Genomic DNA, 20,991 nt, shown 5'->3' with positions numbered 1-20,991 from the left:
GCGCATTCCTTATAGAGTGATTTACACGTCCCCGCAGGGACACAACAAGCCGGGCTCATCGATAGGTGACAAGCTCCGGCGCCCTCAACAGCTGCACATGGGCCTGGCTGTTGAAGGAAGCCAGTGCCACGTCGCGGCCGCGGAACTTCAGCTGGCTGAGCGACGTGTTGATGATCTGCCAGTTCAGCGCGAACGCCTGGCCGGGGGTAATACGGGTAACCAGGTGGAGCAGGGCGGCAATGGTGCCGCCCGAGGTGAAGATAGCGATATTGTCGCCGCTACCGGCGGCATCCAGTACGCGCTGGAGGCCGCCTTGCACGCGGGTGGTGAACGCCTGCCAGGTCTCCAGGCCATTGTCGGCATGTTCGCCATCGTGCCAGCGCTGCACCATCAGTGCGAACAGGCGCTGGAACTCGCTGCGGTGCTGCGCGCCATTGCGCAGGATGTGCAGGGCGTTGGGCTCCTGCGGCAGCAGCCCGGGCAACAAGGCGCGGATCACACCATCGGCATCGAACTCATTGAATGCTGCATCGGTCTCAACAGCCGGCACCGGGCAGCCATTGGCGTGCAATGCATCCAGGGCCAGGCGCGCGGTATCCTGCTGGCGGCGCAGGTCGCCTGCCACGCAGCGGTCCAGCCTTACACCGAGCTGGGCCAGGTGCTCACCCAGGGCCTGGCTCTGGCGCACGCCCACGGGCGAGAGGACATCGTAGTCATCGGCGCCGAAGGAGGCTTGGCCATGTCGGATCAGGTAGAGGTTGCCCACGAAAGGTTCCGGCCTGTTGGAGGTTGCTGCGAGGTTAGGATGCGGCACACGGGCTGTCAACGAAAAAACATACAAGCGTTTGAAAAGGTTGTTTGAAAGGTGTTGCCAGCGTTTGCCACGGCTGGCAGCACCTCAGGCGCAACGGTATGCTTGCTACAGTTACGCGCCGTAGTGGCGCAAGTCTTTAAGGAGTCAACGTGGAGTTTCTTGCTGAATACGCAAGCTTTCTCGCCAAAACCGCCACCCTGGTCATCGCCATCCTGATAGTGCTGTCGGCCATCGCCGGGCTGCGCGGCAAGGGGCGGCGCAAATCGGGTGGGCAATTGCAGGTCACTCGCCTGAACGAGTTCTACAAGGACCTGCGCGAGCGCCTGGAATCCGGCCTGCTCGACAAGGCCCAGCTCAAGGCCTTGCGCAAGCAGCAGGCCAAGGCGGAAAAGCGGCAGAAGAAGGGCAAGGCCGAGGAAAAGGGCCGGGTCTTCGTGCTGGATTTCGATGGCGACATCAAAGCTTCTGCCACCGAAAGCCTGCGCAACGAAATCACTGCGCTGCTGACCCTCGCCACCCCGCGTGACGAAGTGGTGCTGCGCCTGGAAAGCGGTGGCGGCCTGGTGCACAGCTACGGCCTGGCCGCATCGCAGCTGGCGCGCATTCGCCAGGCCGGCATCCCGTTGACCGTGTGCATCGACAAGGTGGCCGCCAGCGGCGGCTACATGATGGCCTGCATCGGCGAGAAGATCGTCAGCGCACCGTTCGCCGTGCTGGGTTCCATCGGCGTGGTGGCGCAGCTGCCCAACGTCAACCGCCTGCTGAAGAAGCACGACATCGATTTCGAAGTGCTGACCGCCGGTGAATACAAGCGCACCCTGACCGTGTTCGGCGAGAACACCGAGAAGGGCCGGGAGAAGTTCCAGGAAGACCTGGACATCACCCACCAGCTGTTCAAGGACTTCGTTGCCCGCTATCGCCCGCAGCTGCACATCGACGAAGTGGCCACCGGCGAAGTCTGGCTGGGCGTCGCGGCACTCAACCGCAAGCTGGTGGATGAGTTGCAGACCAGCGACGAGTACCTCAGCGAACGCGCGCGCAACGCCAACCTGTTCCACCTGCACTACGCCGAACGCAAGAGCCTGCAGGAGCGAATCGGCATGGCTGCCAGTGGCACCGTGGAGAACACAGTGGTGGGCTTGTGGAGTAAACTCGGCCGCCTGCGCTAACACCTTGAACCCGTTGAAATTTTTTTTCGTTCAGGGGGTTGCAAGGTTAAAGGAATGAAGACATAATGGCGCCCATCGAAACGCAGCAAACTTTGAAAAAGGTTCAGCGTTTCAAGGAGATAGCGAAGCGCAAGCTGCTAGATCCGACCTTTGAGGCCGAGTAGCAAAGTGGTTATGCTCCGGATTGCAAATCCGTCTACGCCGGTTCGATTCCGACCTCGGCCTCCACCATTCGAAAGCCCCGCAGATTAACGTCTGCGGGGTTTTTCTTTGTGCGCAGAAAACAACAATCGTTTCCGCATCATTGGGCATCGTTTCCGCATCAGTCCCCTATTTGGTCGGGCTGACTACCTCACCGACCCGGCGATAAACGCGCTTGGTAATTTCCTCCTTGGAGTGCCCAAGCAGTCGGCTCGCGTGGCTGATATCCTCAATCTCCGACGCGGCCTTCGGTCGTATATCGCGGAACTGGAACTGGCGAACTTTGGCGGCCAAGTCTTTGTTGCCATCGGCGATCAGCTTGCGTGCTGCCTTCTCCCGCGCCTCGCTGAAGCGGTTCCTCAGCATTTCCCAGCTCATGCGCAGGCCTGAGTCGTTGGTGATGAGGCGTGAGTTGCGCACACCTTGCAGCTTGCGCCGCTCCAGGAGCGACTCGATGAATTGGCCCAGGCCTGTGAGTTCGCCGTTGACGTGCCGGCGGATGCGAAGTTTCTTGTCGGTCTTGTTCTGGTCGACCCACAGGTAGTCCTCGTCGAGGTCGACAGTGCTGAACTTCAATGTGTCGGCGGGGCGCTGGCCGGCTAGGTAGGCCAAGTCCATGGCGTCCTTCAAGCCCTGGTCGGCCTCCGCATACACTGCGTCCCAGACTTCGTCGGCGGCGTAGAAGTCGCGTACCTTCTCCTTATTGCGACGAACCGCCAGGCACGGATTTCGATCTGCGAACCCCCACTCCATGGCCATGGTGAATACATGCGAGAGCAGGGCAATTTCCCGGTTTGCCCGGGTCTTCGCGGTGCGGGCATCCCGATACTGCGCGACGACCGGCGGCGTGATGGCCTCGATGGGAGCGTCGGCAAACGCCGTGCGCAGGCGCTCCAGTTCGTATTTGTTGTCTTTCTGGGTACGTGGCGCTTTTGCCGGGATGATGTCACGCTCGTACCGGTCGAATAGCTCACCCATCGTTGCCATCACCTTAGGTGCTGTCTTGTGCTCCAAGGATCCCAACATCTACATCAACACCTTCGAAGGGCTGCCACTGGAGCCGGTGCGTGATGATGCAGCCTGCGAGAATCTCCGCTGGTTGATCTCGTTCCTCTGCAACCATGACGAGGAAGCGCTGGGCTGGCTGACGAAGTGGTTGGCGTATCCGCTCCAGAATATGGGGGCCAAGATGGATACAGCAGTGCTAATGCACTCCATCATGGAGGGATCGGGCAAGAGCCTGCTGTTTGCGGATGTTTTCGGCCAGTTGTACGGCCAGTACTCTGCGACTGTTGGGCAGACGCAGTTGGAAGGTAGCTTCAACGCCTGGCAGAGCCGCAAACTGTGGGCCGTATTCGAGGAGGTCGTCAGCCGCGACCAGCGTTACAACCAAGTGGGTAAGATCAAGCACATGATCACTGGCAAGACCGTGCGCATGGAGTCTAAGTTCATCAATGGATGGGAAGAAGCCAACCACATGAATGCGGTCTTCCTGAGCAACGAGATCATGCCTTGGCCTATCAGTGATGATGATCGTCGTATGCTGGTGATGTGGCCGTTGCAAACGCTGCCGGTAGAGCGCCAAAAGGCCATTGGCCGGGAGTTGGCCAACGGCGGTGTAGCGGCGCTTTACGGCTGGCTGCTCGCGCACGACCTCGGCGATTTCAATCAGCGTACTCGCCCTCCGAAGACGGAGGCGAGACAACGCCTGGTCGCGCTAAGCCGAACGGCATGGCAAACTTTCCTGAATCTCTGGCAAACTGGAGAGCTTGGACAAGGTCTTTGGGGTTGCTGCCTCGCTACAGATTTGTACGCGTTGTTCGTTGAATGGTGTTCGCGTAACAAAGAGCACTCAATGAGTCAGACGAAGTTCTCACTGATGCTCAGCGCAACGGTGGAGAAGACGCGTTCAATTCCGTGGACGGACGGAAACAACCGTCGATTTGCCGCGTTCTTCTTCCCCTCTGATCCCGATGCTTCCCTACCCCCGTCGTTCAATGCGGCCGAGCTGGGGCAAGCCGTTATCACCTGGCGCAGCAAGGCGAAACTTGCAGGGTGGAACGTAGATGCTTGGGAGCACGTGAAGGGGGTGGCTGCATGAAGCCAAAAGCCCCTGTGTTGGGTGTGTTGGGTTTGTGTTGGGTAGGTTTGTGTAACCCAACACAGGTTGAACCCCCGAATATCAAGGCTTCCCGTACCTCTGTGTTGGGTGTGTTGGGTTTGCGCACGCGCACGCGTGCGCGTGAAATATTTCTCTCGGCGCAACGGCTCTATAAAAAAACCTATGCGAGGACTAAAAAACCCAACAAACCCAACAAACCCAACACACTCAACACACCAACTGATAAGGCACTGAATTTATTGAGTTTTAACTGTGTTGGGTTTGTGTGGGGTTGCGGTTTTTTGTGTTGGGTTGGGGATCTTGGGAGAGCAGACTCATGAATGACGAAGCCGAGCGCCTACAAATGGTTGAGGGACTGATGCAGCACTGGAGGGAGCAGCGGGCACTTCTCGGGCATCAGGCCGGATTGGGTAGTCAGATGGGCAGCATCATGGAGTGGAAGGGCGCAGCTCCTCGTGGCGGAGTTGCCGGGGCGAGGGTACTTATTGGTGGAGCGGGTCTGGATCATTCAGCAGCGGAGATTGATGCAGCAGTTGCGGAGTTAGACCGCCGTGACGAGCGCGGGGCAATCCTGGCGAAACTGGCCACTTACAGGTATCTGCATGGGGCAACCATCCGTGAGCAAATGCGCGAGGTCGGGCTGGCGGAGAGTGCCGACCGGACCTACCGGAACTGGATCAAGTCACTGCACCTACAGGTGCTGGCCATTCTGATGGCTCGATCTGGGCCAAACAGACGACATACCGTTCGTCGGTTCACAATGCGCCGAGTGTGCGCCGAGGATGCGTCGAAGTAGCGTCAAGACGGAGTACCGAAAATGGCCTCTTTTCGGTTTTTCCGATGGCATGTAAAAAGACGCCACGATATGAAAAGTGCGCTTAGGCGCTTCCCCCACAAGCACTGTGCTGTGCGACCCGCTCCGATATGTCGGCGCATTGAGAACCCTGCCAACTGGCGGGGTTTTCTTTTTCCGGCGCCGTGCTTTGCCAATGAGGCTTACATGAACAGCGAGCAACAAACGTTAGCCGAACTGCCGATCTGGATGGTGATCGTGCTGTCCCTGGTCGGCGGTGTTTCGGGAGAGATGTGGCGGGAGGATATGGCGGGCGCTCGCGGTTGGGGGCTGATTCGCCGGTTGGCGTTGCGCTCTGGTGCCTGCGTGACCTGCGGTCTTTCGACCAACATGCTGCTGTACGCCCTCTGCATTGTGCACAAAGCGCGGCGAGCCCAATATTCATACAGTAAAGACTTGCATACTATGACCTCTCCAATCATCCCCTGGATGGGTGGCAAACGCCGCCTGGCCGACCGCTTGATCCCTCTCTTTCCCCCCCCATGAATGCTATGTCGCAGTCTTCGCCGGCGGAGCCGCATTGTACTTTATGCGTCCCCAGTCCGCGCCGGTGGAGGTGGTCAATGACCTGAACGGCGACTTGGTGACGCTCTACCGAGTTGTGCAGAACCACCTTGAGGAGTTCGTTCGCCAGTTCTAGTGGGCGTTCAGCTCTCGCCAGATCTTCGAGTGGCAGAAGATAACCCTTCCCGAGACGCTGACAGATATCCAGCGTATGGCCCAGTTCTTCTACCTGCAGCAGCGCGCCTTTGGCGGCAAGATCACCGGGCAGACGTTCGGTACCGCCACCACTGGGCCGGCTATCAACCTACTGCGTATCGAGGAGAACTTATCCTGGCTCGACTGTGCCGAGCGCTACGATCGCGCGCACACATTCTTCTGCATGGCCCCCCCCCGTATTGGCAGACCGCCGGATATGGCGTGGACTTCGCGTTTGAGGAGTACAAACGTATGGCCGACTTCATGCGTCGGTGCAAGGTTAGGGTAATGGTTAGCATTAATGACCACGCAGGTACCCGGCGGGCCTTCGATGAGTTCCATTTCGAGTCTCTAGATATTCGCTACAGCAACACAAACCAGCGGCAGTGCAAGGCAGAGGTGACTGGTGAGTTGGTGAGCATGAACTGGCAACCATCATCGCTGGGGGGCTTGTTCTAAACCGCTGATTGGAAACACCTGTATTTAACCGAACCATTCTATCGCAAGATCGTAGCCACCTCGACCCAGGAAATGATTACACTTACCCATCACCTACGCAGGGAGCAAGTCTGGTGCAAAAGAGTGATACAGGTGAAGTAGTGCAGGTGGCTGGTCAGACTCAGGCCCATGCAAGGTTGCAGGAAGGTTGGATGCTCTTGGCCGTTGTTCCAAATCAGAACGCCCAAGGCCGAGCGCATGTAGCTTACGCGCTGAGCAAGCCGCGTAAGAACAACGCTTTAGGAATGATGGTGCTCAACCGTCTTCAGTCATAAAAAATCTGCAGGCAGTGTTTAAGAAGAAATGTAGGAGGAATTAATGAAGGTTTTCATTGAAAGCTTGTATTTTCAGAATCGCTCCCCATTTGACGAGCTTGAGGTTAACTTTTCCGAAAACGAAATAGCTGTTCTAACAGCAGTTAATGGAAGGGGGAAAACCACCATTTTATCTCATATAGTAGATGCTTTTCATGAGATGGCTAAAAATTGGTTTCCCCGATCTTTTGAAGGTAAAGAGGATAAATTTTATCGTGTGACCTCTGGTTTGAATAAGCTGAATCCCTCATTGCCATCAGTGTTTTACTTGCGGTTAAGTGTCGGTGGGGATTTGGTCGATTACGTGGATGTGATTGGTGATATGAGCGAGGGTGAATATCAAGCTTTAATGATTGAAAATAAAATAAGCTATAATGAATTCTCTCACGGTCTCAATGATTCCAAGACTGTTAAACACTGGCGGATAGACAAGGCTAAGGCTGAGTCGATATTTAAATCAAATATTGTAACGTATTTCCCAGCCTATCGATTTGAGACTCCTGGTTATATTAATAAGCCTTATGATATTAATCTATCGTTTCGAAATGAGGCGAGCTTCGCTGGAACTCTGCCCAATCCACTTGAGGTGATCTCCGGGCTAAGAACTTTCGCTAATTGGTTGATGGATATTGTGCTGGATATGCAGTATTCAGGATCTAACGTAGTGGGCATTAAGCAATTGTTGGATCAGGTTATTACATTGATACTTCAAGGCAAAGAGTCATCAAGTTTGCGATTTGGGATAGGTCCGCGAGGGTTTGGTGCAACAAGAATTCAGGTAATAAATAGTACGACAAATGATGGGGTTTATCCTTCAATATTTCATATGTCCTCAGGCGAAGCTGCGGCTTTATGTTTCGTTGGTGAGCTAATCCGCCAAGCAGACAATATCGTGAGAGATAGTCCGGTTAGTGAGGTTACTGGAATAGTTCTCGTTGATGAGGTTGACAAGCATCTCCATATACGGTTGCAAAAAGAGGTTCTTCCAAAACTGCTATCTCTATTTCCAAATGTGCAATTTATCATGAGTTCACATTCTCCGTTTATGGCCATGGGTTTGGCAGATGAAGCTCTCGCACGCTCGAAAATTATAGATTTAGATAACTTCGGGATTTCTAAGGATCCATATAATAGCGATCTGTACGCCGAGGTTTATGAGATGATGACCGCCGACAGCGTTAATTTCAGGCAGCAATATCATCAACTTAAGGCAGCGACCGAAAAGAGCAGCAAAACTTTGATTGTGACTGAAGGTAAGACTGATATTCAGCACTTAAAGGCGGCGGCTAAGGCTTTGGCTCGAAATGATTCGTTGAGCTTTTTCGACGTCCCTGCAGACTGGGGTGATTCTAAGCTTGAGAAGCTACTTGAACAGCTTTCGAAGCTAAAACAGAGTTGTACAGTTGTTGGGGTGTTTGACCGAGATGTCGACAGAATTGTTTCAGATGTGGAAAGGGATGGTAGGCTTTTCAAAAATTACGGAAATAATGTGTACGGAATGTGCTTGCCAGTACCGCCCGGAAGGGAGTTCTACTCGAATATCTCCATAGAATTTTACTATGCGGATGATGAATTGAAAAAGCCGCATGATGGAAAGCGTCTGCACTTTGATAATGAGGTATGCTACTTCCAGTCTGCATCTGCGAATAGGGGGAAACCAGTACCGCAACTAAGAACTCAGCCTGAAAGCGCCGATGAATCAATAAAAAAGATTTTCGATACGAATGTTTCTGAACTGTCTGGGGCACATTCAAAAGCACGGTTTGCAGACTTAGTCGAAGGCGAATCAGAGTTTTCTAAGGATTTTGATTTCTCGAATTTTAACTTGGTTTTTAATCGAATTTTGGAGATTGAAGAGTATGAGCGCACTAAACCTCAGTGAAGCCCATGATCTATCGGGCTATTTCTGATTAATATCTTGGTAGCGCTACGAACTGCTACGGCTGCTGCCGCTCTGGGGTTCCGAAAACCTTGGACGGCAGTATTGGCAGATAGGCGCAAGCAGTTTGCTGATTCAGGCCCGTAGGCGCTCGATCCCAATGGAGATTGCTTCCGTATTGGTGTCCAGCGTCATCAGGGCCGCCATGACGTTGTCGTGAATGTGGGTCGAGCCACGTTGGCTAACCCAGAGGGACAGCTCTTCCAGTGCTGCTCTGATCGCAGTTTGATTGAGTAGCAGCAGCTCCAAGGTGTCTGCTGTAATTGCAGCGGCTTTCTCGTCCATGATGGTCTCCTAGTACCGTAGATACTTTAGGGCAGGATCTGGGACGCTTGAGGCTCGAAAGGGCCATTTGCTCAGGTGAGGAGAGCATCTACAAAAGCGGGTGCTATTTACATTCCCCTTTGCGTCGGCTTCCTGCTTGAAGGTTTAGGCCAGGGCCTCGCTGTCGCCCTGACGGAACTACAGGAGCGGGGTGGGCACCTAGTCCATGCAGTTGGTGTGCGGAACCAGTAGCTCGTCGACGGCAGTCGTTATGCGTTTAACCACTGGAGCTAACTCACGGGCGAGACCGCGTATTCCTTCCGCGCAATCACCCATTCCCAGCATGGCAGCCATGTATTTGACACCGTCCTGGAAGAGTTCCTGCTGCAACTGCTGAGGCATACTTTGGTCTTGCGCTAGATGCGAATCCAGCAGTTGGCGAGCATGTTGAAGTGCCTGTTCGTAGTCCCGGTTGTTCATCTCAATCATCGCTATCAAGCCTTTGGCGCGCATGTAAAAGTGAACAATGTCTTGGGCTAGTTCGCACGGCTGGCAGCGGGCGGGGCTCAATAGCCTCGCTGACAAGGTGCTGCAGGCCGATGACTCGGTGTTCGAGCTGATCACCCGCCGTATCAATGGTGGCCTGAATGGCTTGAAGGATCGCCAGGCGCTCTACAAGCGTGCGCTCGAGGTGCTGCAGTAATGCCGCTGAATTGGCGTATCGCACTTCTGGCCGTTGCGGTCGGGCTCTGTGCCGGCGGGCGTGGAGCCTGGGTGTGGCAAGCCAGCGATTACGAGAAGCGGTTGGCTGACCAGGCTGCAGATTATGTCCAGCAGCTGGCGGATAAGGATCGGGCTTACGGTCATGAGCGTGAGGAAGCTGCAGCTACAGCTCTGCAGCAGTTGGCTGAACCGAAAAGTCAGCGCAAAGACCTGGAGGATCGCCTGCAGGAGCAGGGCAAAACACATTGGAAGGAGATGAACGATGCACAACAGATTCAAGCTCGCCTGCGTGACAGGCTGGCTACTGCTGACTTGCGGCTGTCAGTCATTGTCGATGCCCGAGCCTTTGCCGCCCCGGGTTGTGACGGTGGTTGCGAGAAACTGCCAGCGCCGGAGGCCTGGTACATGGCGCCGTACGTGCCCGACTTGACCGAGCGCATGCTCAACGAATTGTCGCCATCACCGACGACGGCGACCGGGGGCTGATTGCACTGCAGGCTTGTCAAGATTTCATGCGTGAAGTGACCGAGTGATTTTGGGTAACAGTGAACGCCGGATGCGCGTGTGAAATCGAAGTATCGACTGGCGGCGACGAAGGGATGGCAATATGATTGCATTTTCCCAAGATGCTTGAGCTGCCCGCATCAGATTTTAGAGAAGGCTAGTGCCAAAGCTAGCGTCTCAAGACAGCGGAAGCGTACCTTAAATAGAAGAGATAATGTAATGGATTATGATTTTTCGAGACTTTCAACTCGCTCATTTGAGCAGCTTACGCAGGCAATCGCTTTGGCGGCTATTGGCCCAGGAGTTTGCATTTTTGGAGACGGGCCAGATGGAGGAAGAGAAGCAACCTTTGAGGGTAAGGTGGCGTACCCAAGCGTGGCGGATCCTTGGAGCGGATATGGTGTAATTCAAGCAAAATTTCGACAGAAACCGGGTCCTAAAGATGGGGATTGGGCGGTTGCAGAACTAAAAAAAGATCTAGAAAAGTTCTTGGATAAGGAGCGAAATTTAAGAAGGCCGGAATATTATGTTTTTGTTACTAATGTGACATTAACGCCGGCGGCTGAAGTTGGCGGGAAAGATAGAGTTCATGAGCTTCTAAAGGAATATAGCGAAAAAATCGGGATTAAAGATTTCCGAGTTTGGGATCGTGATCAAATATGTGCATTCTTAGACATATACGCGGATATCAGGGTTTCGTATACGGCTTGGATAACGCCAGGAGACGTATTGGCAGAAGTCTTGACTCGAATGGCGCCGTCACGCCCTGATTTCAAAAGTGTAATGCTTAACTTTGTAAGAAAAGAGCTCATTTCAGAGCAGTATGTCAATCTAGGGCAGGCCGGAAGTATCACTGAGGATAAAGTGCCTTTGGCCTGTGTCTTTGTAGATGTGCCAATTAATGGCGAGCATATGCCTTTGAAGGCTAGTATATCCTCGGTACATAAAAATCATGCTAGCGCAAAGCTCCTGGCACCTATGGCGGGAAGTAAAGCTCCTCGTGCTTATAGTGCAATAAAAAATCTGCTATACATATCAAATCAAAAATTAGATCCTCGTTCGCACTTGCAGCGTCCTTCTTTTGAAACTGCAGGTACGAGTCAAATACCAGGGCGAGTAGTATTTATTGGTGGGCCAGGTCAAGGTAAGAGCACACTCTCACAGTTTTTCTGCCAAATGCACCGTGCCGCTCTGTTAGCGCAGAACGGTAATGGTGGAATGACGCCAGAAGTCAAGAGCGCTCATGAGCTTATACTCGAGCAATGCAGAATAGAAAGCCTTTCTCCGCCGCTAGTACCAAGGTTTCCGGTCAGGATTGAGCTGAACCGTTTTGCTTCAGCCCTAGCTAAACGAGAAACCACCTCACTACTTTCTTACATCGTAGCCTTGATGAAGCGTCGCTGCGATAGAGAGATTTTATCAGACGACTTGAGAGGGTGGTTGTCATCATATCCTTGGCTGATAGCGTTAGATGGATTAGACGAAGTTCCCGCTTCCTCAAATAGAACTGATGTTCTTCAGAAAATTGACGATTTTCTAATAGATGCCCAAGAGTGTAATGCGGATCTCTTTATTATCGCTACAAGTCGGCCGCAGGGTTATAATGATGATTTCGCCGAGCAGTATTACTGTCATTTAGTTCTTGCCCCGCTTTCTCGTCAGAATGCTCTCCACTATGCAAGTAGACTCATTGCTCGCCGGTGGGGGAGTGACGTAGAAAAGACGGCTCTTTTTTCGCAGCGAATAAATCGTGCAAGTGAAGAGTCTTCGACTGTTAGGTTGATGAGGAGTCCACTTCAAGTAACAATTATGACGTTGTTAGTGGAAAGTCTTGGGGAGCCTCCAAAGGAGCGGTGGAGGCTATTCAATGAATATTACCAGGTTATCAATAGAAGAGAAAAGGAACGTGAGATTCCTGCTGCGAAACTGTTGAATACTTATCAAGCTGATATTGATGCGATTCATCAAGAGGTTGGTAAGAATCTGCAGGTGCAATCGGAGTTCAGTGGAACTACAGATGCTTTGCTCACTATTGAGCAATTTTCAGAGATTATTGAAGCACGACTTTATGCTGAAGGGCACTCTGAAAGTGAGCGCATTCGCTTAGGGACTGAGATTCTTGATGCCGCGCTTGAACGTCTTGTGTTCTTGGTTGCCCCCCAAGAAAACAGAGTGGGCTTCGAAATACGGTCGCTCCAAGAGTTTATGGCCGCACAAGCGCTCATGAACGGTAAAGATGAAGTGGTAGTGAGGAGGTTGAAATCAATAGCGCATGCTTCGCATTGGCGTAATGTGTTTTTATTTGCTGCTGGAAGATGTTTCTACGAGAGGCAGCATCTTAGGGATAACATCCTCGCTATATGTATGAATTTGAATGAGGCCTCTGCTAATCTGAACGAAAGTAGACTGCCAAGCAGGATTCTCGCTGGAAGTCAACTTGCGATAGATATCTTAGAGGACGGAGCGATCACAAATCAGCCTGGGCAGCGGAGAGTCTTCCTACGCCTTGCCTTGAGGGTTCTCGAATTACCCCCGAATTTAAACCATGACAGGGTTGCAGCACTCTACGAGGATTGCCTTGAAGACATGTATAAGGAAATTATACTGCCTTCCATAAAAGAACGTGGAAGTCTAAAGTATTACAACTCTTGGCACGTAATCTTGGAGCTTGTATCTAAGAAGGTAGCTTGGGCGGAAGACGCCGCAGATAAGTTCTGGCCAAATGATTTTGATCTTGCGCTTCGTATTATTCGATCTATGCGAGAAAGTTCGCCTAGCAAATTTATTTTTGATAAATTCTCTCAGGCGATTGCGGGGTCGAGCCCAAGCGATGTTACTGTTAAAGATATTGAGGGGTTGGTAAATAAGGCTAAGCTGTTATCTGTTCCTGTGCCGAAATGGATTGAGTTTTTAGAAAGTACTTGTTCGCGAAGGGCTGATAGGCTTGAAGTCACGATAGAGAATATACCTGAACGTTTCAGGCTAATCATGGATAGAGATCGTTCAGGAGATGTCGTACCCAAGGTGCCAGTTACAGCTCATCCGCTCTGGGAATGGTTTTTTAAGTGTTTCACTTTATCCGATAACTTTAGCCTCCTGGAGTTCTCAGGTATATTCTCAAGCCTGAAGGATATATATCCAAGCTTCCATCGATCGGCGTTTAGCGAGTGGATGTGGCATCTCCCGTGGCCGATAGCCTCCTGCCTCTGTAGTTTGAATGAATACTATACATTGGAGTTTTATAGTGAGCAGGCACTCGCGGGTAGGTTGGGTGATAATAGGATTTGGGCGGAGGCTAATATTCGGTGGTCTCAGGAACAAGTCACACTTGAGGATTTAAATTATTGCCCTGAGGAAGGTTTACCTTATGATTTTAATGTCAATAAAATCGGTATACCGCTCAGAGGGAGAGGTGCTTCGATTTTTCATGTTGAGAGCAAAGATACATTATCAGGAACACTGTTCAGCCTGATTGGTAGTACTAGTAACCCTGTAAATAAAAAGGCGCTGATTGGTAAATATTTATTTACTCTCACATGCTCCGGGACGTCAAGTCTAAAAACTGGGTCTCGAGAGCTATTAGACTTGCCTGCTAATATTCAAGCTGCTGACGAAGCGTGGGTGCAAATCACCGTGCTTGAGGCGCTTCCAACTGAAGCATGGGGTATGCCGATTATTGATGATGTGTTAAGGTCTTTAAAAGGGAAAAAATATAAATCTGCTAATCATATTAGTGAGCAAATGTGTAGCTCTGTTGAAAAATACTTGTCTGCAAATAGGGGGAGCGAAGAGGCTCTTAAGTTGATGAGTTGTTGCTGTATTCAAGGCTATAAGCCGACTGTGCTCTCAAGCTGGATTACACCGGAACTTTACGAGGATGACGAGAGTAAGGGGTATGCGGCTGTTATTGCGGTGGCTCAAGGAATTATCAGTCACGACACGGCGAATTCGCTATATGGCTTCATGGGCTCTGCTAAAACTGACCTAGCTAAGCAGTGGCGAAGCGCTATGATAATTGAACCAGTAATCTCGGGTGTTGTGAAGGGGGGGGCAAGTGCAGTCGAAAGCGTTTTGTCAGGCTTACAGGATCAGATTGATTTAGATGATTTGAGTTTGAAGTCGGACATATTCGATGCAATGCGCGACTTGCAGCGAGGGCATTTGAGCGCTCCTTTCTGCTGACTGTAAGAGCATGCGGGCTGATTGCCAGCGATTTTGAAGAGCGAAGTTGAAGGACGAAGCCAGCCGGTACGATCATGGCCACCTAGCCCTGAAATTCGGGTGGCCTCGGCTTACCTCGTTCGACGAGGCACATTAGATGTCATCAGCGGCTGATTCAGGACCGTAAGCGCTCTATCCCAATCGAGATTGCCTCTGCATGAGTGTCCAGTGCCGTCAAAACCACCATGACGTTTTCATGAACGTGAGTCGAACCACGTTGACATACCCAGAGCGACAGCTCTTCCAAGGCTGCTCTGATGGCAGTTTGATTCAATAGCAGCAGCTCTATCGTGTCCGCAGTGATCGCGGCTTTCTCGTCCATAGCTGTTTCCAGTTATCATAGATTATTAGGGCAATCATAGGGCAGTTTGCGGGGATGCTGAAGCCCTGGAAAGCCCTTAGCTAAAGTGAGAATAACCGCGTTTATTGAATCAGAATGGATTGATGAGTATGTCATACAGGCTTCAATCTCTATGTTGGCCGAGGCAGCTAATCTCGAGGGCGCCAGTGAGCGGGCGCAACACGGCGAAATCAGGTCCGCAATTGCGAAATGGGCCAGCGGACAATGCGGCCTCCAGCCAAAATTCTGGGGAAGGTTAGTGGAAATTGTATTGAGATAAATATCTGATTTATAACGTAAAATTCGTGGGCTTTAAAACCACTGACGAGGGGACAAAATCAGTTCCGCAACTCGATACATGTCCCTTGATTTTAAAGGGGCGCAGGCCATCTAGAATCAGGTCAGTGCGGAAATAAAAATCTTGTAAGCTATTGAAATTAAAGGAAATAATTCGCGGATTGCACATCCGTCTACGCCGGTTCGATTCCGACCTCGGCCTCCACCATTCGAAAGCCCCGCAGATTAACGTCTGCGGGGTTTTTCTTTGTGGGTCGAAAAAAACTACGAGTTCCGAAACTGCAGGCACACAGATGGGATGGAGGGTCGGGTTGGTTGTGGGCCTGGTAGGTCGTGAATAGCGTTCGGATAAAGTCGCGTAGTGCGCTGATGTATGCAATTGCCTTAGAATACTCGCCTTTCACCCCTCAAAGGAATGAATACGTGGTGAGCAATAACGCAATCTGCTGCCCGCAATGCCAAGGTCAAAACGTCCAGCTTCTGTCTATCATCCATGCTGCTGGCACTTCTCACATACAAGCAACCCACCAAGCGCAATCCCAATCCGGATTCGGACCAAGCGTGACCGTTGAAACTTCAGGTCGTCATCAGACCAATTTGGCGGCAAGCGTCGGTCCACCACCAGGTAAGCGCTTGCTTGGCCCGGTCATCCTTACAGGGGTTGGCGCAATCATCTTGTACGATGGCCTCAAGCTTATGAACACCTTCTGGGGCGTTGATTGGACTAGGTTCTTCATAGGCGCGATATTTATCACCGTCGGTGTAATTGGATTCGTTCGCCACTGGAAATTCAACGTCGCACAGTACGACAAATTGGAAGAGTGGCGCCGCACTTGGATGTGCCACGCTTGTGGCACTCGATTCATTCCGTAAACGGTATCGAGAGGGCACCTTTGGGTGCCTTTTCTTTTCGCAGAGCTGTTCAGTATTACGATGGAGGAGGGGAACGATGCCGGACGCTATCGTCCCATGGCATCCCTATCAGCGAACCCTTGATCAGCCGCGCCCATATGGTCTGAAACAGATCGTCCAGCATGAAAAAAACCATGTTGCATGAAACGAGGGCCACAGCAGTGCTGCGGCCACGGACGATCAAATGCTGCGTGTTACGCCGCCATCGACCCTGATGTTCTGCCCGGTGATGTAGGCCGCGCCTTCGCTAGCAAGGAACGCAATGGTCGCAGCGATTTCTTCGCTGGTGCCGTAGCGCTTGAGCGGCACGCTGTCGCGGCGTTGCTCGGTGCTCGGCAAGCTGTCGATCCAGCCCGGGAGGACGTTGTTGATGCGCACGTTATCGCCGGCGAAATTGTCGGCGAAGATCTTGGTGAACGCGGCAAGGCCCGAGCGGAATACAGCAGAAGTCGGGAACAGCTCGCTGGGTTCGAACGCCCAGGCAGTGGAGATGTTGATGATCACTCCGTTCTTCTGACGCTGCATGTAAGGCGTCACCAGGCGAGTCGGGCGAATGACATTGAGCAGGTAAGTATCCATGCCCTTGTGCCAATCCTCGTCGCTGATTTCCAGGATTGGCGCGCGCGGACCATGGCCGGCGCTATTGACCAGCACATCGATACGGCCCCACTTCTCCACGACAGCGTCGACCAGGCGTTGCAGGTCTTCAACCGACTGATTGCTACCGGTTACACCAATACCGCCGAGTTCGGCAGCCAACGCTTCGCCCTTGCCCGAAGAGGAGAGAATCCCAACCTTGAAGCTGTCGGCGGCCAGGCGCCGTGCTGCCGCTGCGCCCATGCCGCTGCCACCCGCCGTGATAATCGCAACTTTTTCTACTGACATGCTGCCTCCAATCCCTCAATGCTGATTTTTCAGGTGCATTCACCTTAGCAGCAGTCCCATTGGCGAGGGAGACAGCTAAACTTCACTATTGCGATAGATTAACTATCGACAGCTTGTTGCTTGAGCCAGTGTTGGACCACGCTCAATGAGTCCGGCTGTTTCATCTTGCGTGGCCAGACCAGATAAAACGACTTGTCGACCCTGAGTTGCTGGGTAAAAACCTGCATCAGTCGGCCTGCGGCAATGTCATCACCGACGAACGCAGGGCTGGCCAAGGCGATGCCCTGGCCGCTGATTGCCGCTTCAATGGCCAATGAGGTCTGATTGAAGCGCAGATTTCTGGCTGTGGGTTGCAGGTGATGCGGGAACAGCTCTGCAAGGAACTGAGGCCAGAAATTATGGGCATCGTGCAACATGACGAAGTCCTGCAACTGCGCAAAGCTGGCAGGTATTTCGCTGCCTTCGAACAGCCTTGGGCTGGCCACCGCAACGATTCGCTGCTCCATCAGCAGCTCGCTATTCAAACCCGCTCCGAACTCGGGCTTGCCATAGCGGACAGCGATATCCACACCATCGGTGCTGAAGTGCGACAGCCGGTCGGTTGCCAGCACACGCAAGTCGATGTCTGGGTGGCTCTGCGCAAAATTGCCGAGCCTGGGAATCAGCCATTTCGAGGCGAAGGTAGGTGTAACGCTGACTGTCAGGTGAGAGGTCTGTGGCCGAAGCAGGCGTGTTGCCTCGTCTATCATGGCCAGTGCACTGCGAATGCTTCCGCTGTAGCCCAGGCCCGCATCAGTCAACGCCAAGCCACGGGGCAGGCGTTCAAACAAACGCAGATCCAGGCTCGCCTCCAACCCGCGTATCTGCTGGGCAACTGCCGCCTGGGTCACACCCAGCTCCTCGGCAGCCACACGGAAGTTCAAGCGGCGAGCCACCACTTCAAAAACACGCAACGCGTTCAGCGAGGGCAAATCAGGGAAACCGTCTGGCATGGCAATGAAGATTCTATCGAGTTCGGCAATTGTTCTGTCTCTCTGATGCTTTCACAAGGTTGATAACCTGATCGGGCTCGAAAGATTCACTGTGCCGAGGCTACTCCCTGAAACTAGCTAAAGAAACCTGTGCCAATCGAAAGCATCGCTAGGCTAGCTTGCTGAAACGTTTCTTCGTGTCTATAAAGGGGAACAACTCCAAGAAAGGCAACCTGTCATGCCCCTCCTCAAATTCTTCGTTGCTCTCGGCGCCCTGTTCGCAGCCTCCCACACCATGGCCTGGGATTACGTTCTTCTCGACACCGATAAAGCCGCCCAGAACTGGCAGATCACCAGCCAGCAACTTGGCATAAAAACCGACAAGCCCTTCAGCGTTACCTTGCGCACTTTGCACGGAGGCCGGCAAGAGGGTGTCAGCATCGTTGACATCGATAACGGTACGTTGAAACTTTCGGTAGTGCCGACCCGCGGAATGAACGTTTTGCAGGCGTCGGTCGGCAATGTGCGCATGGGCTGGGATTCGCCGGTCCAGGAAGTGGTCAACCCGTCCTTCATCGAGCTCAATGGGCGCAATGGTCTGGGCTGGCTGGAGGGCTTCAACGAACTGGTCGCCCGCTGCGGTTACGAATGGGTCGGCCACCCCGGCGTCGACAATGGCGAGCTGCTGACCCTGCACGGTCGGGCCGCCAACATACCTGCGAACAAAGTCACGCTGCACATCGATGAGAAACCACCATACGCCATCAGCCTGCGTGGCGAACTGAAAGAGCAGGCGTTCAAGAAGGTCGACTTCTCGGTCGTGACCGAATTGGTCACCGAACCGGGCAGCGTGATGTTCGCCCTCAACGATACCCTGACCAACAACGGCGATTATCCGAAGGAATACCAGGCGCTGTATCACAGTAACTTCAGCACCCCGTTTCTGGAGCAGGGCGCTCGGTTCGCCGCGCCAGTGAAACAGGTGTCGCCGTTCAACGACAAGGCAAGGGAAGATCTGGCCGATTGGCAAACCTACCGAGCGCCCACCAAGGACTATGACGAAACGGTTTATAACGTGGTGCCGTATGCCGATGCCCAGGGCAATACGTTGGCCGTGTTGCATGACAAGGCTGGCAGTCTGGGCGTTTCGGTCGGTTTCAATACTCGGACACTGCCTGTATTTTCACTGTGGAAAAATACCGATACCCAAGGCCAGGGTTATGTGACCGGGCTCGAGCCGGGGACGAGTTTTTCCTACAACCGCCGTTACCAGCGGCCACTGAACCTGGTGCCGACAATCGGACCGAAGGAACACAGGCAGTTCCACATCAGCTACAGCTTGTTGGCGGACAAGGTGGCAGTGGACAAGGCCTTGAAGCAGGTTGGCGAGATACAAGGAGGGCGCGAAACCGAGGTGCGGCAGACGCCATTGGTTGATCTGACCAAGGGGTAACGCCGGCCAGGGCATGTCGGCTTCGTCGACTAGTCAGAACTATCAAAGTTGTTGGTTTCATGGCTTTGCTGCAAGGCTGCTTTCGACCCTTGGCTGTCATTTTGCCCAACAGCAATCATTGTGGGAGCGGGTTTACCCGCGAACACCGGCACCGCCGGTGCCATCCACCGCGGCGCCTGCTTCGCGGGTAAACCCGCTCCCACAGAGTACGCGTCGCGCTTACGAAACCAGTTATCTTTTAGCGTCCGCTTTGGGTCGATAGCTGTCTGTCGCCTACGGCCGCAGGATCCATCGCCCGCCGCTCCGTCCATTCAAACGCTAGCCTTCAGGCGGGGATATCCCGCAAACGAATTCATCCGATCCCAGGCGGTGCGAGCCGAACTCCACAACATAGCCAACCCCGCGGCGCTCCGCCTCGGCCCTGGCAGTCTTCTGGTCGGCATAAACATCGACGAAATGCCAGGGATGCCGGTCTCTCAGTACGCCCCATCCAAGCACCCAGCCGTCATTGTCCGGATCGGGTGGCAGGTTTTTCGCCAAGCTGCGGATGCCCATACATTGACCCCGATGTGCTAGCCAGTTTGCGGCTTGCGAAGCAACTACAAACCACGACTTGGACAAAAACGTATATGAAGCATAGCGCTTACTCGAAACCAGAGCCCAAGGCGCGACCATTGGTTCGCTTTTACCCCTCGAACTGAATCACCATCCGCCCTTTGATCTTGCCCTCCAGCATCTCATCGAAGATCTGGTTGATATCCTCGATCGGCCGCAAGGTCACCTTCGGCACCACTTTCCCTTCCGCCGCAAACTGGAAAGCTTCCTGCAGGTCCTGGCGGGTACCGACCAGCGAGCCGATCACCTCGATACCGTCCAGCACCAAACGAGGGATATTCAGGTTCATCGCTTCCGAAGGCAGGCCGACCGCAACCAGGCGGCCACCCGCACGCAGGGCATCAACGGCCGAGTTGAAGGCAGCCTTGGCAACGGCGGTAACCACGGCGGCATGGGCGCCACCGGTCTTGGCCTGGATGACCTTGGCGGCATCCTCGGTGCGTGAGTTGATGACCAGGTCGGCGCCCATCTCGCTGGCGAAGCGCAGTTGCTCTTCGTTGACGTCGATGGCGATCACTTTGGCATTGAAGACGTTCTTGGCGTATTGCAAGGCAAGGTTGCCCAGGCCGCCAAGGCCGTAGATGGCGATCCATTGGCCGGGGCGGATGTTGGAGATCTTCACCGCCTTGTAGGTGGTCACGCCGGCGCAGGTAATGCTGCTGGCGGCAGCGGAGTCGAGCCCGTCGGGCACTTTTACCGAGTAGTCGGCCTTGACGATGCAGGCTTCGGCCATGCCGCCGTCCACGGTGTAGCCGGAGTTCTTCACTTCGCGGCACAGGGTTTCGTTGCCGCTGTTGCAATACTCGCAATGCCCGCAGCCCTGGTAGAACCAGGCCACGCTGGCGCGGTCGCCCGGTTTGAGCGAGGTGACGCCTGGCCCTACTGCCTGGACCACGCCGATGCCTTCGTGGCCTAGCACCACACCGGTCTTGTCACCGAAGTCGCCATTTTTCACATGCAGGTCGGTGTGGCACACACCGCAGCATTGCATCTTCAGCAGCGCTTCACCGTGCTCGAGGGGGCGCAGGGTTTTCTCCACCACATCCACGCGACGGCCTGGTGCAACAACAGCAGCTTTCATAGGAGCCTCCGTGTCTATCCGAATGAGCTTGGGTTATCGCCGGGGTTAGCATAGCCCTTGCCGGGTGGGGCAAAACTGCTTCAGGTCATGGTCTGGGGTGGGAGGTTTGTACGCAG

16 protein-coding genes, 1 tRNA gene and 4 pseudogenes are annotated in these 20,991 nt (G+C 53.5%); 12 read left to right on the top strand and 9 right to left on the bottom strand.

Annotated features, from left to right (window positions below):
• Positions 1 to 55: 55 nt before the first annotated feature.
• Positions 56 to 766, bottom strand: coding sequence for a histidine phosphatase family protein (locus C163_RS16015; protein ID WP_025339697.1), 711 nt, complete (start codon positions 764 to 766; stop codon positions 56 to 58).
• Positions 767 to 963: 197 nt separating this feature from the next.
• Here C163_RS16015 and sohB point away from each other — a divergent pair, with 197 nt between their 5' ends.
• Together sohB and C163_RS16005 are read left to right on the top strand one after the other, a co-directional pair.
• Entirely contained in the window at positions 964 to 1,983 is a 1,020-nt protein-coding gene (gene sohB, locus C163_RS16010) for a protease SohB (protein ID WP_023662815.1), read from the top strand.
• Positions 1,984 to 2,137: 154 nt separating this feature from the next.
• Positions 2,138 to 2,211, top strand: a tRNA-Cys gene (locus tag C163_RS16005).
• Between the two features lie 102 nt (positions 2,212 to 2,313).
• Here the strand turns inward: C163_RS16005 and C163_RS16000 are convergent.
• Positions 2,314 to 3,198: pseudogene (locus C163_RS16000) on the bottom strand (tyrosine-type recombinase/integrase); the annotation flags it as partial.
• Between C163_RS16000 and C163_RS15995 the strand changes: the two are divergent.
• The 5 genes and pseudogenes from C163_RS15995 to C163_RS26595 form a co-directional block, all read left to right on the top strand.
• Positions 3,194 to 4,285, top strand: a pseudogene (locus C163_RS15995) (primase-helicase family protein); the annotation flags it as partial. The pseudogenes C163_RS16000 and C163_RS15995 overlap by 5 nt on opposite strands.
• A gap of 337 nt (positions 4,286 to 4,622) precedes the next feature.
• Positions 4,623 to 5,102 carry a hypothetical protein gene (locus tag C163_RS15990; RefSeq protein ID WP_256220368.1) on the top strand — a complete coding sequence of 160 codons (480 nt, stop codon included), beginning with the start codon at positions 4,623 to 4,625 and terminating at the stop codon, positions 5,100 to 5,102.
• Between the two features lie 204 nt (positions 5,103 to 5,306).
• Complete coding sequence (locus tag C163_RS27525) at positions 5,307 to 5,645, top strand: phage holin family protein (protein WP_025339694.1); 339 nt, start codon at positions 5,307 to 5,309, stop codon at positions 5,643 to 5,645.
• 43 nt (positions 5,646 to 5,688) lie between these two features.
• A complete protein-coding gene (locus tag C163_RS27520; RefSeq protein WP_256220367.1) occupies positions 5,689 to 5,799 on the top strand; it encodes a hypothetical protein in 111 nt (36 codons plus the stop codon).
• Positions 5,800 to 6,674: 875 nt separating this feature from the next.
• Positions 6,675 to 8,552, top strand: coding sequence for an AAA family ATPase (locus tag C163_RS26595; protein WP_081742290.1), 1,878 nt, complete (start codon positions 6,675 to 6,677; stop codon positions 8,550 to 8,552).
• Between the two features lie 132 nt (positions 8,553 to 8,684).
• Here the strand turns inward: C163_RS26595 and C163_RS15970 are convergent, their stop codons facing one another.
• Positions 8,685 to 8,894, bottom strand: a complete 210-nt coding sequence (locus tag C163_RS15970; RefSeq protein ID WP_025339691.1) for a hypothetical protein — start codon at positions 8,892 to 8,894, stop codon at positions 8,685 to 8,687.
• Between the two features lie 198 nt (positions 8,895 to 9,092).
• Complete coding sequence (locus C163_RS15965) at positions 9,093 to 9,362, bottom strand: hypothetical protein (RefSeq protein WP_025339690.1); 270 nt, start codon at positions 9,360 to 9,362, stop codon at positions 9,093 to 9,095.
• A gap of 61 nt (positions 9,363 to 9,423) precedes the next feature.
• Between C163_RS15965 and C163_RS27340 the strand changes: the two are divergent.
• From C163_RS27340 to C163_RS27185, 3 genes and pseudogenes are all read left to right on the top strand, one after another.
• Positions 9,424 to 9,576 (top strand): annotated as a pseudogene (locus tag C163_RS27340) (glycoside hydrolase family 19 protein); the annotation flags it as partial.
• Positions 9,576 to 10,129 (top strand): annotated as a pseudogene (locus C163_RS15960) (lysis protein). The pseudogenes C163_RS27340 and C163_RS15960, both read left to right, overlap by 1 nt.
• A 190-nt stretch (positions 10,130 to 10,319) precedes the next feature.
• Complete coding sequence (locus C163_RS27185; protein WP_155951627.1) at positions 10,320 to 14,282, top strand: NACHT domain-containing NTPase; 3,963 nt, start codon at positions 10,320 to 10,322, stop codon at positions 14,280 to 14,282.
• Positions 14,283 to 14,436: 154 nt separating this feature from the next.
• Here C163_RS27185 and C163_RS15945 read toward each other — a convergent pair whose 3' ends face one another.
• A complete protein-coding gene (locus C163_RS15945) occupies positions 14,437 to 14,643 on the bottom strand; it encodes a hypothetical protein (protein ID WP_025339687.1) in 207 nt (68 codons plus the stop codon).
• A gap of 741 nt (positions 14,644 to 15,384) precedes the next feature.
• On the opposite strand from C163_RS15945, the gene C163_RS27180 reads away from it, so the two are divergent.
• Positions 15,385 to 15,831: a hypothetical protein gene (locus tag C163_RS27180; RefSeq protein WP_155951626.1), complete on the top strand. Its 447-nt coding sequence runs from the start codon at positions 15,385 to 15,387 to the stop codon at positions 15,829 to 15,831.
• A 219-nt stretch (positions 15,832 to 16,050) separates the two neighbouring features.
• Here the strand turns inward: C163_RS27180 and C163_RS15935 are convergent, their stop codons facing one another.
• Positions 16,051 to 16,755, bottom strand: a complete 705-nt coding sequence (locus C163_RS15935) for an SDR family oxidoreductase (RefSeq protein ID WP_025339685.1) — start codon at positions 16,753 to 16,755, stop codon at positions 16,051 to 16,053.
• Between the two features lie 98 nt (positions 16,756 to 16,853).
• A complete protein-coding gene (locus tag C163_RS15930) occupies positions 16,854 to 17,747 on the bottom strand; it encodes a LysR substrate-binding domain-containing protein (RefSeq protein ID WP_025339684.1) in 894 nt (297 codons plus the stop codon).
• Between the two features lie 217 nt (positions 17,748 to 17,964).
• Here C163_RS15930 and C163_RS15925 point away from each other — a divergent pair, with 217 nt between their 5' ends.
• A complete protein-coding gene (locus tag C163_RS15925; RefSeq protein ID WP_025339683.1) occupies positions 17,965 to 19,179 on the top strand; it encodes an aldose 1-epimerase family protein in 1,215 nt (404 codons plus the stop codon).
• 318 nt (positions 19,180 to 19,497) lie between these two features.
• On the opposite strand, the gene C163_RS26585 is transcribed toward C163_RS15925, so the two are convergent.
• A complete protein-coding gene (locus tag C163_RS26585) occupies positions 19,498 to 19,734 on the bottom strand; it encodes a hypothetical protein (protein ID WP_075045625.1) in 237 nt (78 codons plus the stop codon).
• 130 nt (positions 19,735 to 19,864) lie between these two features.
• Positions 19,865 to 20,875 (bottom strand): alcohol dehydrogenase AdhP, encoded by a 1,011-nt coding sequence (gene adhP, locus C163_RS15920; RefSeq protein ID WP_025339682.1) that lies wholly within the window; start codon positions 20,873 to 20,875, stop codon positions 19,865 to 19,867.
• Between the last annotated feature and the right edge of the window lie 116 nt (positions 20,876 to 20,991).

The organism is Pseudomonas sp. FGI182 (genome assembly GCF_000511325.1).
GTDB lineage: Bacteria > Pseudomonadota > Gammaproteobacteria > Pseudomonadales > Pseudomonadaceae > Aquipseudomonas > Aquipseudomonas putida_Z.
This window is presented reverse-complemented; position numbering and strand designations above follow the sequence as displayed.

Bases quoted from the DNA above. Each gene is read 5' to 3' on its own strand.
- C163_RS15990 (WP_256220368.1), top strand. From the start codon at position 4,623: ATGAATGACGAAGCCGAGCGCCTACAAATGGTTGAGGGACTGATGCAG.
- C163_RS27525 (WP_025339694.1), top strand. From the start codon at position 5,307: ATGAACAGCGAGCAACAAACGTTAGCCGAACTGCCGATCTGGATGGTG.
- C163_RS27520 (WP_256220367.1), top strand. From the start codon at position 5,689: ATGCGTCCCCAGTCCGCGCCGGTGGAGGTGGTCAATGACCTGAACGGC.
- C163_RS26595 (WP_081742290.1), top strand. From the start codon at position 6,675: ATGAAGGTTTTCATTGAAAGCTTGTATTTTCAGAATCGCTCCCCATTT.
- C163_RS15970 (WP_025339691.1), bottom strand. From the start codon at position 8,894: ATGGACGAGAAAGCCGCTGCAATTACAGCAGACACCTTGGAGCTGCTG.
- C163_RS15965 (WP_025339690.1), bottom strand. From the start codon at position 9,362: ATGATTGAGATGAACAACCGGGACTACGAACAGGCACTTCAACATGCT.
- C163_RS27185 (WP_155951627.1), top strand. From the start codon at position 10,320: ATGGATTATGATTTTTCGAGACTTTCAACTCGCTCATTTGAGCAGCTT.
- C163_RS15945 (WP_025339687.1), bottom strand. From the start codon at position 14,643: ATGGACGAGAAAGCCGCGATCACTGCGGACACGATAGAGCTGCTGCTA.
- C163_RS15935 (WP_025339685.1), bottom strand. From the start codon at position 16,755: ATGTCAGTAGAAAAAGTTGCGATTATCACGGCGGGTGGCAGCGGCATG.
- C163_RS15930 (WP_025339684.1), bottom strand. From the start codon at position 17,747: ATGCCAGACGGTTTCCCTGATTTGCCCTCGCTGAACGCGTTGCGTGTT.
- C163_RS15925 (WP_025339683.1), top strand. From the start codon at position 17,965: ATGCCCCTCCTCAAATTCTTCGTTGCTCTCGGCGCCCTGTTCGCAGCC.
- C163_RS26585 (WP_075045625.1), bottom strand. From the start codon at position 19,734: ATGGGCATCCGCAGCTTGGCGAAAAACCTGCCACCCGATCCGGACAAT.
- adhP (WP_025339682.1), bottom strand. From the start codon at position 20,875: ATGAAAGCTGCTGTTGTTGCACCAGGCCGTCGCGTGGATGTGGTGGAG.